Origin of the sequence: Bacillus crepusculi (genome assembly GCF_014764715.1) — a bacterium.
In the GTDB taxonomy this organism is placed as follows: Bacteria; Bacillota; Bacilli; order Bacillales; family Bacillaceae; genus Bacillus.
Map to the genome: position 1 here is coordinate 272,607 of NZ_JACXXE010000004.1, position 15,329 is coordinate 287,935.

The 15,329-nt window shown below is 43.3% G+C and carries 16 protein-coding genes; 4 read left to right on the plus strand and 12 right to left on the minus strand.

What is annotated here, in order from left to right:
• Positions 1–25 precede the first annotated feature (25 nt).
• Both IEE86_RS10245 and IEE86_RS10250 read right to left on the minus strand, forming a co-directional pair.
• Positions 26–1,408 (minus strand): amino acid permease, encoded by a 1,383-nt coding sequence (locus IEE86_RS10245; RefSeq protein WP_191097127.1) that lies wholly within the window; start codon positions 1,406–1,408, stop codon positions 26–28.
• A 66-nt stretch (positions 1,409–1,474) separates the two neighbouring features.
• Positions 1,475–2,983: a class I adenylate-forming enzyme family protein gene (locus IEE86_RS10250; protein ID WP_191097128.1), complete on the minus strand. Its 1,509-nt coding sequence runs from the start codon at positions 2,981–2,983 to the stop codon at positions 1,475–1,477.
• Positions 2,984–3,245: 262 nt separating this feature from the next.
• Here IEE86_RS10250 and IEE86_RS10255 point away from each other — a divergent pair, with 262 nt between their 5' ends.
• The gene (locus IEE86_RS10255; RefSeq protein ID WP_191097129.1) at positions 3,246–3,683 is read left to right on the plus strand and encodes a MarR family winged helix-turn-helix transcriptional regulator; all 438 of its coding nucleotides are present in this window, start codon (positions 3,246–3,248) and stop codon (positions 3,681–3,683) included.
• A gap of 202 nt (positions 3,684–3,885) precedes the next feature.
• On the opposite strand, the gene IEE86_RS10260 is transcribed toward IEE86_RS10255, so the two are convergent.
• From IEE86_RS10260 to IEE86_RS10275, 4 genes are all read right to left on the minus strand, one after another.
• Positions 3,886–5,019, minus strand: a complete 1,134-nt coding sequence (locus tag IEE86_RS10260; protein ID WP_191097130.1) for a zinc-dependent alcohol dehydrogenase — start codon at positions 5,017–5,019, stop codon at positions 3,886–3,888.
• 160 nt (positions 5,020–5,179) lie between these two features.
• The gene (locus IEE86_RS10265; protein WP_191097131.1) at positions 5,180–6,202 is read right to left on the minus strand and encodes a quercetin 2,3-dioxygenase; all 1,023 of its coding nucleotides are present in this window, start codon (positions 6,200–6,202) and stop codon (positions 5,180–5,182) included.
• An 82-nt stretch (positions 6,203–6,284) separates the two neighbouring features.
• Complete coding sequence (locus IEE86_RS10270; protein WP_191097132.1) at positions 6,285–6,848, minus strand: TetR/AcrR family transcriptional regulator; 564 nt, start codon at positions 6,846–6,848, stop codon at positions 6,285–6,287.
• Between the two features lie 37 nt (positions 6,849–6,885).
• A complete protein-coding gene (locus IEE86_RS10275) occupies positions 6,886–8,367 on the minus strand; it encodes an amidase (protein ID WP_191097133.1) in 1,482 nt (493 codons plus the stop codon).
• A gap of 170 nt (positions 8,368–8,537) precedes the next feature.
• Between IEE86_RS10275 and IEE86_RS10280 the strand changes: the two genes are divergently transcribed.
• Positions 8,538–10,169 carry a S8 family peptidase gene (locus IEE86_RS10280; protein ID WP_191097134.1) on the plus strand — a complete coding sequence of 544 codons (1,632 nt, stop codon included), beginning with the start codon at positions 8,538–8,540 and terminating at the stop codon, positions 10,167–10,169.
• Between the two features lie 36 nt (positions 10,170–10,205).
• Here the strand turns inward: IEE86_RS10280 and IEE86_RS10285 are convergent, their stop codons facing one another.
• On the minus strand, positions 10,206–10,742 hold the full coding sequence (locus IEE86_RS10285) for a ribonuclease FAU-1 family protein (protein ID WP_191097135.1): 537 nt from the start codon (positions 10,740–10,742) through the stop codon (positions 10,206–10,208).
• A 116-nt stretch (positions 10,743–10,858) separates the two neighbouring features.
• Between IEE86_RS10285 and IEE86_RS10290 the strand changes: the two genes are divergently transcribed.
• The gene (locus IEE86_RS10290) at positions 10,859–11,062 is read left to right on the plus strand and encodes a hypothetical protein (RefSeq protein WP_191097136.1); all 204 of its coding nucleotides are present in this window, start codon (positions 10,859–10,861) and stop codon (positions 11,060–11,062) included.
• A 45-nt stretch (positions 11,063–11,107) separates the two neighbouring features.
• Here the strand turns inward: IEE86_RS10290 and IEE86_RS10295 are convergent, their stop codons facing one another.
• Positions 11,108–11,656: a GNAT family N-acetyltransferase gene (locus tag IEE86_RS10295; protein WP_191097137.1), complete on the minus strand. Its 549-nt coding sequence runs from the start codon at positions 11,654–11,656 to the stop codon at positions 11,108–11,110.
• Positions 11,657–11,870: 214 nt separating this feature from the next.
• On the opposite strand from IEE86_RS10295, the gene IEE86_RS10300 reads away from it, so the two are divergent.
• Positions 11,871–13,088, plus strand: coding sequence for a multidrug effflux MFS transporter (locus IEE86_RS10300; protein WP_191097138.1), 1,218 nt, complete (start codon positions 11,871–11,873; stop codon positions 13,086–13,088).
• 209 nt (positions 13,089–13,297) lie between these two features.
• Here IEE86_RS10300 and IEE86_RS10305 read toward each other — a convergent pair whose 3' ends face one another.
• From IEE86_RS10305 to IEE86_RS10320, 4 genes are all read right to left on the minus strand, one after another.
• A complete protein-coding gene (locus tag IEE86_RS10305; protein ID WP_003217225.1) occupies positions 13,298–13,468 on the minus strand; it encodes a hypothetical protein in 171 nt (56 codons plus the stop codon).
• Entirely contained in the window at positions 13,465–14,052 is a 588-nt protein-coding gene (locus IEE86_RS10310) for a DUF1700 domain-containing protein (protein WP_191097139.1), read from the minus strand. The genes IEE86_RS10305 and IEE86_RS10310 overlap by 4 nt, the downstream gene beginning before the upstream one ends.
• On the minus strand, positions 14,045–14,362 hold the full coding sequence (locus tag IEE86_RS10315; protein WP_191097140.1) for a PadR family transcriptional regulator: 318 nt from the start codon (positions 14,360–14,362) through the stop codon (positions 14,045–14,047). Before IEE86_RS10315 ends, IEE86_RS10310 begins: the two co-directional genes overlap by 8 nt.
• Before the next feature lie 92 nt (positions 14,363–14,454).
• Positions 14,455–15,285 (minus strand): YitT family protein, encoded by an 831-nt coding sequence (locus tag IEE86_RS10320; protein ID WP_224740914.1) that lies wholly within the window; start codon positions 15,283–15,285, stop codon positions 14,455–14,457.
• Positions 15,286–15,329 lie beyond the last annotated feature (44 nt).

Genomic DNA, 15,329 nt, shown 5'->3' on the forward strand with positions numbered 1-15,329 from the left:
TCGTCAACGGATTTGCACCTTTTTCTCATAAAGATTTCGCTAATTCACTGTGTTTGTTTGAATACGCTGCGTACATGACGACACCGATTAACAGCCAAACTCCAAAATAAAGCCATGTCCGGCCTGGTAAATTAAACATGAGGAACAAGCAGCAGCCCATTGATAGGATGGGCAAGACCGGTACAAAAGGAACCCGGAATCCCCTCTCAAGCTGCTGATGTGTCTTTCTCAAAATGAGCACAGATAAGCTCACCATCGCAAACGTCAGTAAAGCACCGATATTCGCTAAGTTGGACAGATCTTTCAAATCAATAAACCCTGAAATAACAGCTGTCATTCCGCCAATCATCCATATGCTTGCAACAGGTGTATCGCTCTTGTTTGTTTTTGAAAACACTTTAGGCAAGAGCCCGTCACGGCCCATCGCATAGGCAATTCGAGTTGCCGCATAATTATTGGCGAAAATCACAGCCATCAATCCAATGACGGCACCGACAGAAATAATACCAGCCACGCTATTTTGATGCACACTTTGCAATACATAGGACATAGCTTCTGTGACATTCAGCTTTGTATAGTGCACCATACCTGTCATGACCAAACAAACGACAATATAAATAACCGTACAAATCAGTAATGAACCAATAATACCAATTGGCAGGTTTCGCTGTGGATTTTTCACCTCTTCTGCAGAGGCCGAAATCGCATCAAATCCTAAAAAGGCAAAAAATACAGCAGCTGCACCGGCAATCACGCCTTCCGTCCCAAACGGCATAAACGGCTGCCAATTGGCTGGCTGTACATAAAAACCGCCTACTACAATGAAAAGAACAATAATACCAAGTTTCACAAACACCATGATATTATTGAATTTTTTACTTTCCTTCGTTCCTCTAGATAAGATCCACGCAATCAGTAAAGCAATGATAATCGCTGGCAGATTCATGTATCCGCCTTGCTCTGGCCCCGCTAAGAATTGATGGGGGATAGAGATTCCAAACCCCTCCAGCAGACTGTTGAAATAACTAGACCACCCACTGGCCACAGCCGAAGCAGTCAGCATATAAACGGATAATAAAGTCCATCCCATCAGATGACCCACAAGCTCACCCATCGTTGTATATGAATAAATGTACGCGCTGCCGAATACAGGAAGCGCTGAAGCCATTTCCGCATAACAAAGTGCTGCTAAACTGCATACAATCGCTGCAATCGCAAAGGAGAAAATGACAGCCGGTCCTGCATCCTTAGCCGCTGTAATTCCGGTTAACACCATGACTCCTGTGCCAATCACAGCCCCTATACCAAGAAGCGTAAGATCAAGCCCGCCCAGCGTTTTCTTTACCTTTTGCTGCCTACTCTGTTCTAACAAATCGTGAATTTGTTTCTTACGAAGAATTTGTCGCAAAACCTTTCCCTCCAAAACGTTAGAAAAACAAAAAATCATTCAAATTTCATTATAGCAGAATAGGTCCTACGCATTCACAACCATTTCACGTAAATCTTTCTTCATAATTTTACCAAGCTTGTTTTTTGGCAGTTCTTGCGTGAAATGAATGGACGGCACTTTGTAATCTGCCAAACGCTCCTGGCAATAGCTCACGACATCTTGCTCGCAAAAATCGGCGGATTCGTCTTTCACGATATATGCACTTGGCACTTCACCATATAAATCGTCTGGTACCCCAATCACAGCTGATTCAATGACTCCTGGAATTTGATCAATGACTTCTTCCACTTGGTCAGGATAGATATTATCCCCGCCATACAAAATCACATCTTTGTATCTGCCTGTAATATAAAGAAAACCGTCTTCATTTAGATAGCCTGCATCTCCCATATGGAACCAGCCGTCTTTCAGCACCTTCTCAGTAGCGTCAGGCTGATGGTAATAGCCAAGGAAATAAAATGGGCTTCTCATCACGACTTCGCCAATTTCTCCAGCTGGCAGTGTCTCTTCTGTCTCTGGATGAACGATTTTCACTTCTACATCCGCATCCACTTGACCAGCAGAGCCCATTTTATCCTCGCCCATCGCAGGATGCCATGCACTGACAACCCATGCTTCCGTACTTCCGTAGCCATGCATCATCTGAATGCCCACTTCTTTGTATTCCTTAATTAAGCGTACCGGCACCTTCGTACCGCCAGAAATCGCAATTTCAAAGGATGAGAGATCATACGAACCACGTTTCATCTCTTCTAGCATGTACGTATAAGCTGATGGGAAGGCCATCATAAACGTAATTCTTTCCTTTTCAATCGTTTCTAAAATGCGCTTCGGCGTTGCATCATGTAAAAAGACAAGGGTATACCCTTCAATCGCAGCTGCAATCAGATGATTAATTGAACTCATATGATACAACGGATGACTCGCCAAGTAACGTTTTCCTTTCAGATCGAATCCTCGATTCCCACGTCTTGTTAAAAATTGATAAATTCGCCCATGTCCGACCATACATCCTTTTGGATTGCCTGTTGTTCCAGAGGTGAATAAAATCATCGCTAGATCCTCTTCTGATACCTCTTCAGCAAGGTTACTGCCATCATTTGATGCCAAAATGTCTTCAAACAGCTGTGTTGTTTTTGCATTTACACCGGATTCCACCATGAGGCAATCCTCTAAAGAAACATTCACAGCGGCAATGATGTCACGGAATTCCCGGTCAAAAAATAAAGCCTTTGGCTCTGCTTTTTTCAAAATGCCTTCCAGCTCAAAAGAAGTAAGCTGCCAGCTAAGTGGGACTGCGACTGCACCCGCTTTAATGGCTGCCAGCATAATTGTTGAAAAGTGATGATGGTTTTGACAAATAAAGCAAACGCGGTCACCCTTTCGAATGCCCTTACGATGTAAGTAATGAGCAAGCTGGTCAATGCGTTTTGCATATTCTTCAAATGTATAAGACACACCACCGCCAGTTACCGCTTCAATTTGTGAAGAGCGTTCCATTCTGTCGTTTAGTAATGCCTGTAAAGTATTCAATATCTTCATCTCCAAACGTTTAATTTCCAATAGCCCACTTCCAGCGAATTGGGTTGGCAGATTTTATCTCATTCACATTCTAAAATAAAAAACGAGGAAAGTAAAATCATTTCATTTTGGAATTATTCTTTTTATTAATTGATAATATAGGTAATTTTATAGCCGTCTTCCATTTTGGTTTAAATGATGATGATTATTATGATAAGATAGACCTAGTAATTGATCGGAAAATGCGAATGCAATAGGAAAAGAGGTATGGAGAATGCAACATTTCGAGTTAGAGGCAAGTTTGTTAGACCATGCACTGACAAAGTATTTAAAGGCGACGAAACGAATAGATGAAGAGAATATTCCGAAGAATGTCACGAATATCAAAGGGTTTATTTTGCGCATCATCTACCGTCATCAATCATGTACTGTGAAAAATATTCTACAGGAAGTTTCATTATCTCCCTCTGCGACAACTACCGCTCTCAATCACTTAGAAGATGAAGGGCTGATTATCCGCTCTCGAAATAACAATGATCGCCGTACGGTATGGATTACCCTCTCTGAATCGGGTGAACAAATCGCTAAACAAATGATCGACAATCGCCAATTGCTTATCAATCAGCTGTTCAACCATTTATCAGAGGACGACAAAAAAACATTTTTTGAATTAATCGAAAAAATGATGGATGAGCACACATTAAAGGCTTAGGAGCATTCCTAAGCCTTTCGTTTATTGACAACGGGCTAAAATAAAGATCCTTGTAGCCCTTTGTCTTCTTTTTTTTCAGCGAGACATGAAAACCTTTGCCGCCACAGGAAGGACGAATACCGGAGCGAACTGGGGATTCGTGAGTACCGGAACGCAGGACTAGCGCAGAATGAGAGGCTTGGTCTACTCTGCGGCCTTCTTTTTATGGCTTTAAGATGACCTTTATACAATCATCCTGTTTTTCGTTGAATATTTGGTAAGCATGTGCGGCATCATCTAATGGCAATTGATGTGTGATGATCGCTCTAGGATCAATTTCACCTGTTGTTACTTTTTGATAGAGTGTTGACATGTACCCTCTTGCCGGCGCCTGCCCCATTTTTAGTGTGACGTTTCTTGCGAAAAAAGCGCCTAATGGGAACATATTATACAGACCGCCATACACACCAGTCAGCTGAACCGTTCCACATTTCCGTACAGCTTTTGTGGCAATTTGAATCGGTCCAATCGTCCCGCCTTGCAGCTTGAGTTTCTGCTCAATTTTTTCAAGAGGCGACTTCTTTCCGTCCATCCCCACACAATCAATGACAACATCGGCTCCCCCCTTGGTGAGCTCCTTTAACGTTTCTCCCATATCGGGATCCTCTGTAAAATCAAAGACTTCCACGCCGCTCATCCGTTTTGCATGATGCAGGCGGTAATCAATATAATCAACGGCGATGACCCGCTCTGCCCCTTTTTGCCATGCAAATTGCTGCGCCATTAACCCTACAGGTCCACAGCCTAACACGATGACCGTATCGCCCTTTTTCACACCTGCGTGCTCGACGCTCCAATAGGCAGTCGGCAGGACATCTGATAAGAACAGCAGTTGTTCATCCTCTAACTCGCAATCATCCGGCACCTTAAACGGGGTGTAGTTTCCAAAGGGCACGCGTAAATATTCTGCTTGTCCTCCGGGATAATTCCCATATTTCTCACTATATCCAAAAAGCCCGCCTGAATCATAGTGAGGGTTTGAATGGTCGCATTGGCTTTCTAAGTGGTGATGGCAATATTGACATTGACCACATGCAACCGTAAATGGAATGACAACACGATCTCCCTTTTTTACCGCTGTGACATCTGGTCCAACTTCCTCTACAATTCCCATTGGCTCGTGTCCAATCACATAGCCGATGGGAAGCGGGAAATTCCCTTGATACAAATGTAAATCTGATCCACAAATCGCTGTTGAGGTAATTCGAACGATGACATCTTCACGATCTTGAATAGATGGCGCAGTTACTTTCTTCACTGCAATACGATTTTTCCCTTGATAGGTAACAGCTCTCACATGCATTTCCTCCTTTAACTCGAATCATCTTTCCTTAGCTTCACCTTGAATGGCTGGTTCATTCATCAGATCAAGAATTATGTCGCGCAGTCGAAAAGCGAAATAGCCCGTCGATCAATTCGACAGGCTTTTGATAAAACATGTGTAACGCGTTACATACTCATTCTTTTTCGAGAAAACACAAATCATATTGAGCTAACGTCTCCCGGTCGATCATCAGGTTCCCTTCCTGAATAAAATAAGGACACATACTTGGGCTTTCTGATTCTTCAAACTGCTCATACACCTGCTCAATATCTCCTGGGAGCAGCAACACCAAAAATTTATTTGAATGAGACACTAATTCATAAGAGTGGATGGTTTCAGGCGGTATATAGGCAAAGTCACCCGGCATCAGACAAATATCCTCTCCGTTCAAATCAAGGTTCATTTTTCCTTCCACACAATAGAGGGCTTCTGTATGCACCTTATGATAATGCGGAGGAAAATATTTACCATTCATCCCTTCAATCACAAAATGACTGAATCCGCCTCCTGTAGTTTCTTTTGTCGCAATCAGCTCATGAAGCTGACCATCAATGATGTATTGCTTCCCTTCACCAGCCTCTAATACATAAGGCTGAACTGCGTGAGGGAGCTCACTATGAAATAACAATGAGGGCTTGGTTGTATTGGATAGCTCTCTAATGCCGTGCATCAGCATGAGATCGCTTTCTTTTTCAGCTTGCTGAAAACAGTCTGCATCAAAGGCTTGATTGGTCATCGGCCATTCATTCTGCAAGAGCCTCTTCCCAATTTGCTGATAAATATCTGTCCTTTGTCCGCCCAATGTATACGAAATAAACCTAGTTTTGTGACTATGCATTCTATAGCCATGAATTGTTTTGGGCGGAATATGAATATAATCACAGGCCGTCACCATATACTTTTTACCGTCCAATATCACTTCCAGCTTCCCTTCCAGCACAAAGATGGTTTCAAATAGCGTCTCATGACAATGCAACGGAAAATAAGCTCCTTTCCCACCTGTGATTAAGACAAGCTCAAACAACTGATTCGTTTGATTTGCTTCTGCCAGCACATGAACAAGCTGATTCTCCAGACCATACAGCTTTCCCGAACCAGACGCGGTATAAAAAGAGGTATCTTCGGATTGCTTGATCGATTGCGGTTGCTCCGACATATCCCATCACTCCTCATGACGAATTGACTATCTTTATTATATAGACCAATTGATATAATAGATAGACAATATGCGAGAGATTTTACTCCTCTCGCATAAATAAGTGTCTAAGGTAACATTTTACGTGTTCTAACGGGGTCGTTTGCTTGAGTGCTGTGGTCATTGATAGACCTCCGATCACCATTGAATGAAGGAGAGATGCCAGCTCATCTGCTTTGCTTTCTTCATAACCGCTGTTCATCAGCTTTTTTTTCACAAGCTCCTGCCAGCGGATCATTTCTTGTTTGCAAGCCGCATGGAGCTGTGTATGATCAGGCTTGGACTCTGCCGCCAGCAAGACAATCGGAATCCCTCTTTCACTTTCTTGGTTCATAAATCCTTGAATGATGTTTGTCACAAAACGATCAATGGCGATATATGGGTCATCCGAATAAGCAAAGCTTTCCTCAATTCGGTTGATGACCTTTTGACTCATATATTCAACAGCTGCTATGGCTAGCTCTTCTTTTCCATTTGGAAAGTAATAATAAAGAGAGCCTTTCGGCGTACCGCTCTCTCTAATGATTTGATTCAATCCTGTCGCATGATATCCCTGTTTACGCAAAAGAAGTGCGGCCGTTTGAATGATTTTGTCCTTCGTACTCACGTATGACACTCCTTTCCCTCCATAGACAAATATCGTTTCAACGTATGAGTTGATTTGTTCCTTTCCAAATCGAGGATGTTTCCATTTCTGCTGCAAGTCGAAGCAGCCAATCCTCTTTCCCCTTAGGTGCTGTGACCTGTACACCTAAAGGCATGCCCGCCTCAGTAAGATGAACAGGAACGCTCATAGAAGGCTGACCCGTTAAGTTGGCAAGCTGTGTAAATGGTGTATAGGTCAAACTCTTTAAGAACATGTCATAAATGAGATCCTGCTGCGCTTGCATTGAGAGAGATGACACACGTAAAAGTTGAGTGATTTCTTCTTTCGAATGCATCAACTCGCCAATCTTTGGAGCTGAATAGGCAGTAGCTGGTGTCACATAGAGATCGTAGATTTGATGAAATGACGCCATTTGTGCAGCCGCCATATCCCACGCATCAAGACTTTCTGTATAAGCAGCAGCAGTCACATTCTTGCCAGCCTCCGCCAGCACCCATGCCACAATATCCGTTTCCTCTGGCTTTACTGGACGCCCTAATGAACGAGCCAAGGATGTGAATAATGCCGACATTTCTCCGCTGTTCATAACGTAGTATTGCTGCATCAAATGGATACCATCAATTGCCGGCTTGGCTTCTTCTACTTGGTGCCCTTGCTCACTCAGCCATTTCACTGTTTGCTGAACTGCCTGCTTCGCTTCCTCACTGACCTTCGTCCCAACTGGAGATTCTACACTGTAAGCAATTCGCATAGAAGAGGTATGTTTCACAAGATCCTCTTGGTAGCTGCCGTCATATAACGGCGTTTGGAAAGCCGCTTCTGGCTGAATGACTTGAAGCAGATCAAGAAGTGCTGCACTGTCACGCACTGTTTTTGTGAGTGTAAAGTCAATGGAAGCCCCTTGCCACTGCCTTCCTGCACCTGGTCCTACCGGTGTTCTCCCCCTTGTTGGCTTTAGTCCAAATAAACCAGTAAAGGATGCTGGAATACGAATAGATCCTCCGCCATCACTCGCTCCACCCGCAGGTACAATGCCACTTGCCACAGCTGCTGCTGTCCCCCCGCTTGAACCGCCCGGGGAATACTCGGCGTTCCAAGGGTTCCTCGTTGGACCATGTAAAGCGGGCTCTGTTACATTCCTTAATCCGAATTCCGGTGTGTTTGTATGACCGATCATGAGGAGCCCAGCCTGCTTCAATCGATGGACAAAGTGGGAGTCCGTTTTCGCCTTTACATCCTTTAACAGCATAGCGCCTGCTGTCAGCGGTTCATTTTTCAGCCCTTGCGATATATTTTTTAGCACAAACGGAACACCAGCAAAAGGCTGATTCATATCTAATTGCTTCATGTCTTTTAACACTTGATCCTGTCTTGTCTGAATCACCGCATTTAGTGCTGGATTGACCTCCTCCAATCTAGCAAATGCAGCCTGTACAAGCTCCTCGGGCATGACCTGCTTTTCCCGTACAAGTGCTGCCAGACCAGTCGCATCATACGTCATATACTCTTTTACGTTCATCGGCATGTCCTTCTTTCTCTTCATATGATCTCTCTATTGTCTACTAGAATTGTATGAAATTCAATTTCAGGCTACCTCTGCAAAAAAACTTTCTAACAAGACTATGATTCTTCTAACCATCCATCTAATTTCTCCGATATAATAAAGAAAAAAGACGGAGGTCATCTCGTATGCAAGGAGCCATTGCCCTGAAAAAGAAAATATTCGTGGTCATCGCGTTTCTTCTTGCTTTGACAACTGCTTTGCCCTTCCATTCGCAGGCAGCTGCACCGCCAAAAGAAACAGATGTCATCATCGTCTATAAAAATCAAAAAGGGAAGCAAACCGCTATTGAGGAAAGTGAAAAAGTGAACGCACAGTACATACACCTTCCCGCTGTCGCTGTGACAGCAGATGAACAAGCGGTCACCTCACTTAAAAAAGACCCAAACATCGCTTATGTTTCAAAAAATGTAAAGGTCAAACTCGCTTCTTCTACGGTGAAAAAAACCGCTGCTGCTACTAGTCAGGATGCATTGATACAAAAATCTTACAACCTGCAAAAGCTTAATGTAAAGCAAGCGATAAAAGAAGGCGTTACTGGGAAAAATGTGAAAGTAGCTGTTTTGGATACTGGTATTTTCCCACATGAGGATTTAAAGGTAGCCGGAGGTAAATCATTCGTGAATTACACGTCCTCTTACAAGGATGATGAAGGACACGGAACACATGTCGCTGGCACGATTGGTGCGCTCAATAACGATTACGGAACAGTCGGCGTCGCTTCCGGTGTGAAGCTGTATGCCGTGAAAGTGCTAGATAAAAAGGGAGAAGGCGACTTATACAGTCTGCTTCGAGGCATTGATTGGGCAATTAGCAATAAGATGGATATGATTAATCTGAGCCTAGGCTTTGAGGATAACATTCCGATTTTGCGTTCAGCTGTAGATGAAGCATATAAAAAAGGATTGCTGGTGGTTGCTGCAAGCGGAAATGATGGGAAGAAGAACCATATTAGCTACCCTGCCGCATACAGTAGCGTCATCGCTGTTTCTGCAACGACTGACAAAGACAAACTATCGTCGATCTCCAATACAGGGAAAGAGATCGAATTTTCTGCCCCTGGTGAAAACGTCATCAGCACTTATTTAAAAAATGAATATTGGTATGCAACCGGTACATCACAAGCTGCACCGCACGTCACAGGGATGCTGGCACTGTTAAAACAGCTTCATCCGAAGAAAACAAATGCACAGCTTCGCACCTTATTGCGCAGCTATACAGTGGATCTTGGCGCAAAAGGAAAGGATTCACAATTCGGCTATGGTCGCGTGCAATATGTGCCGCAATCAACCTTTTTAAAGGCCGCGACCAGCACTGTCAAAAAAGCTGAAACATCTAAAAAGCAGGCAGATGTCGATCAAGCCAAAACGAGAATCGGCCGACTCACTGCAAGCAAACAAAAAACAGCACTGACAGAACGGGTGAAGAAAGTCCAAGCAAATATTGATATCCGCTCCGCACGTGCAAAGGTCCAAGCAGCCGAAAAAAACAAAACACAAGGCGCCATTAAAAGCGCACAAACGGCCATTAAAAAGCTAAACAAAGGCAAAGAAAAAACAAGCCTGCAAAACCGGCTCGACAAAGTCAAAAAACAAGTTGCCTATCAAAAGAAAGTGACAACTGCTAAACAAAAGGTGAAAAAAGCGGAAGCCAAACGAACAAAGAAAACAAAAGCAGCTGCTCAAACTGCGGTCAAACAACTAAAAGCATCTAAAACGAAAACCGATTTACAAAAACGATTAAATCGAATAAAGGTCTAACCGAAAAACGATTCCTTTAAGCGGGGAATCGTTTTTTTATTTTATCATCGCCTCAAACAAAGCGTGAGAGTATCTCTCTTTTGCATCTGATCTGACTTGATCGAGTATGCTTTCTAACGAAGCAATCACACTCCCTAATGCTCGGTGGACTAAACCATGTTCAAAGGAAGCTAGACTCTCCGGCAGTTCATCTTCATCTAAAACAAAGAAATCACCGCTTGGAAGAACGAGAAGATCAATAATGAAATCTTCAAAAATGACTGACTGATTCTTAAACCATGTGTTCCCAACAATATTAAAATAAGAGCCAAGTTCTCTCCCTTGATCATCTCTCCAAAAATATACATTGTACGCCCGATCCTTCCAATAATAGGCGGTCGTATAGCTCCCTTTTGGGATGGTCAGAGCACCATCTCCTGCCCTCATCGCAAATGTCTCTTCAATTTTGTGAAACAGGACCACCTGCTGCCCCTGTGCATCTAACAGCTGACAATGATGATCCACAGTCTTCCCGTCATACCTGATTTTTCTTTCGATCACTTTACCCAAAGGATCTGCATGTAGTGGAAACAATATGTCACAACTCCTTTTGCAACTGCTTTCTCTTATTCCAGTATACACCGATTTTTTTTGAAGAAATAAAGGGTTGCTACATTTACTTATGGAAGACCTATGATGAGGTGAAATAAATGAACGGAATCACGATTCTTGAAAACCTTACAATGCTTGGACAAATCGTCCTCATTTTTTGCGGCTATGCCCTTTATATGCGGCTGGTGAAAACGAAGAGAGAACGAAAGCTGTCTCCTTATGAGCGCATGTTAAAATTCTTTGTCGTGTTCGGTTTCATCTCGTGGGGTGTATCCTATTGGGCGCTTGTACTATGGGCGTAAATTGAAAAAGGAAGAGCTGTCCAGTAGGACTTGCTCTTCCTTTTATTACGCGTGATGTGTTGAACCTGCTGGCTGTTCTTTCTGAATGACATATTGATAGCTCTTCACATGCGTCCCATTTTGATTCACAAATTCTTTATCTAGTGCACGCTCAAAACCCATTCTTTCATAAAGACGGATGGCTGCCTGCATTTTATCAGATGTATGAAGATACAGGACATTTTCGCCCCATGATTGCGTCAGTTCAATACTTTTACGCAGCAATGACTCTGCAATTCCTTTGCCCCTGACATCGGGATCTACTCCTAAAAAACGAACAATGGCTGATGTAATGCCCATTTCAGGTTTATCATACGCTTGTTCAGATGAACGGAACATTTGCAGCGTCCCCACGACTTTACCTTCAAGCTCTGCCACAAGCATGAGCTCCATGTTCGGATTATCTACAGCTGCTGCAAGCGCTGCAGAATAATTTTGCCAGCCTTCCTCTGTAAATTGAGGCTCATACTGTGCGTATGATTTGATCAGCACATGCCTGATGGCCTCATGATCTTCTTTGACTGCTTGACGAATCATCAGCTCTTGCTGCTTCATGTCAGCACCTCCTGTTGTCAATTGATGGATATACGTATCATGCAATCACTGCATGTCAATGACCTTGTTCTTTTCTCTACTCATTCAATGTAAAGAGTCTCATTCGAAAGATCAATTATTTTGCATGAAATCAGCTTTGAAAATTTTTCATTGAAAAGAAACGCTTGATTCATTATGCTGTTTTGAGGAAGTATACAAGGAGTGTTGTCATGATATGAGTTCTATATCTTATCCCCAAGATTCGAAAAAAAATCGTTTCCTCCTTGCCGCATTGCTTGGGTCTTTAACAGCCCTTGCACCGCTGGCAATGGATATGTATTTACCTGCTTTGCCTAATATCGCCCGGGATTTTGAAGCAAGCACCGCTTTGTCCCAATTAAGCCTTATGGCTTGTCTCATTGGACTTGCGCTTGGACAGCTGATTGCGGGACCGATCAGTGATACGATCGGCAGAAGGAAGCCGCTGATGATTGGCTTAATCATCTTTATAGCCGTATCTCTTTTATGTACAGTGGTTACATCGATTTGGACGTTCATTCTCTTAAGGCTGATTCAGGGACTTGCTGGTTCAGCCGGCATTGTCATTGCACGAGCCATCGTACGAGATCATTATGAAGGGTCTGAGATGACGAAATTCTTTGCCCTACTCATGTTAGTCAACGGAGTTGCTCCGGCAGCGGCACCGATTGTGGGTGGACAGATTTTACGCTTCACAACATGGCAGGGTGTATTTGTTCTACTAGGAATCCTCGGGGCTTTAATGCTGCTAAGATCCATTTTTTCACTTCAAGAAAGCTTACCAGCGGATCGCAGACAGACCGGAGGCTTTCAACAGATTGTTGGTGCCATGAAAATTTTAGCGAGTGATCGTCTCTTTGTTGGGTACGCTCTCTCGCAAGGTCTTGTATTCGCAGCGATGTTTGCCTATATTTCTGGCTCACCGTTTGTGCTTCAGGATCTTTTTCACCTTTCTCCACAAGGATTTAGTGCTGCATTTGCGGTGAATAGTCTTGGCATTATCACGGCTGGACAAGTATTTGCCCGTGTCGCTGCAAAAATCGGCGAAGAGAAAGTCCTTCGCATTGGACTGCTGACAGCGGCCCTAGGCGGCGTCACCCTATTTATCATGATTTCCATTGATGCAGGATTGTATGGTATTCTCATTCCGCTCTTTTTTGTTGTCTCAAGCGTTGGGATTGTCGGCACCTCTGCACCGTCTCTTGCGATGCAGCATCACGGGGCACATGCAGGAAGTGCCGCTGCCCTCATCGGTGTTGCGCAAATGTTGCTAGGCGCTTGTATGACACCTCTTGTCGGCCTAGCCGGAAGCCAAACAGCCTTTCCAATGGGGCTGATTATTATGCTCTGTGACCTTGGCGCACTCTGCTGTTATTTTTTCTTTGTTGCCAGAGCGAAAAAAAGACCCGCATAAGCGGGTCACAGATTGTTGAAAAAAGACTAAAATGGTGTTGATTTTAGCCCTTTGTCTTCTTTTCAGCGTGATAGAAAACCTTTGCAGCCCTAGGAAGGACGAGCATCGGCGCGGAGCGAATTTGACATTCGTGAGCACCGAAGCGCAGGACTGACACCGAATGCGAGGGTTTGTCTACACGCTAAGACCCGCATAAGCGGGTCTTTCATTTATGGCTTGCTCCAATTGATCGTGCGGAACACATTGTTCTGGTCATTGTTGTGATATGCATCTAGGTCAAAGCCTGAAAGTCCAAAACCAATTGCCATGACAATTCCTCCGGCAACGGTGAAGATGATCCCCCATTTGATGCATTGCTTTTTTAAATCATTCACGTTCATACTCTCACGACCCTCTTTTTAAACATTCCCATGAATGCCTTAGTGGTTTGAACAGTCATTTGCACAAATAGCTTTGTCAAATACGCCGTGGCTATGCCGCTTAATAATCCGGTACCTAATAGAAGAATACCAACACCAATCTGCGTCACCACCACATGCAAACCGTCCTGAAAGATAAACGGAGAACCAATGATGCTCCAAAAACCGCCGAGCAGACCAACCAGCGTCATTGTCCCTGTCACGAGTGGAATGCACCAAATCACCATATACACAGAAAGAATCAGTAGGAAAACTGTTGCTAGAATGCTGCCCCATAACGGAAAGCCCAAAATGAGGATGGAGACCCTTGTGGCTTTTTCTCCAAACGTCGGCACCTGAACGGTTTTGATTCCTTGTTCCTTCAAAATCCCTTCAGCGATGATGGCAGGTTGCCCGACTTGATGAACTGCCTCCTGTTCACTGTAGCCATCTTCCTGATAATCCTCGATCATTTCATCATAATACTCGATAAACCGTTCACTTTCTTTTTCGCCTAGACGATGCAGGTGCTTCTCTAAGCTGGCTAAAAATTCTATTTTATTCATTGCCCTGTCCTCCAGAAATAAAGTCGTAAATCGCCATCACCTGATTCCATTCCTTTAAAAACTGCGCTATATGCTCCCGGCCGCTTTTTGTCATCCGATAGTACTTTCTTAATCGACTGTTATGTTCCTGGGAATAGGTCTCTACATAATTGTTTTGCTCTAGCCGCTTTAATATCGGATATAATGTTGATTCTGAAATCTCAATACAATGGGACATATCTTTAATGATTTGATAACCATAGGAATCGCCTTTCTTTAATACCGCCAGTACACAAAATTCCAGTAAACCTTTTTTTAATTGTGCATTCATGATTACAACTCCTAACCATTTATACCATACAATACATAGTATTATGTGACAAGAGGTATAAAGTATAAAAAAAGACCCGATTAGGGCCTTTTTTATATATTCACAAATCCTTCTCCAAACACATCCCGCACGTCATGGACAACAACGAATGCGTCTCGATCAATTTTCTTGATAATTTTCTTCAGGCGCATGAGCTCTTGCTTTTGAATGACCGCGTAGAGAATTTCCTTCGATTCCTTTGAATAATGACCGCGTCCGTTTAAAATTGTCACGCCTCGGTCCAGGGTGTGATTGATTTCTTCGGCAATATCATCTTTACATGAAGAAATGATCGTGACCGCCTTTTTCGTGTTGAGTCCTTCTATGACGAAGTCCATCACCTTTGTGGCGACGTAAAGCATCACAATGGTAAACATTAATTTTTCCGCACCAATAATGAAGTAGGAAGCAAATACGACGATCAGATCAAAGAACAAGATGGCATAGCTCACGTTCCAGTCTAAATACTTGTTGGCAATTCTTCCGAGAATGGCAGAACCCGCTGTTGTTCCGCCTGCTCTTAATACAAGACCAATCCCAATTCCGATGATCATTCCTGCGAAAATCGCTCCAATGATCATTTCATGTACATTCACGACCCATGTTGTGGTCAGGTGTAAAAATAGAGAGTTACTTGCGACAGCCACCACTGTGTAAATCGTGGTTTTCTTGTCCAAGTATTTATACCCTACAAGCAGCAAGATCGCATTAAGTACAAGGTTCGTCAGCCATGGTGCAATTTCAAACATATAATAAAAAATGATGGACAGCCCCGTTACACCGCCTTCACCAAATTCAAGCGGAATGACAAACATGTTCACAGCTGCAGCAAATAAAAAAGAACCAATGAGAATCATGGCAATATCTTTTACACATTTTTTCAATTTCTTCTTTCCTCCTTTTTTTAAGCATATAAAAAACCCTCTTT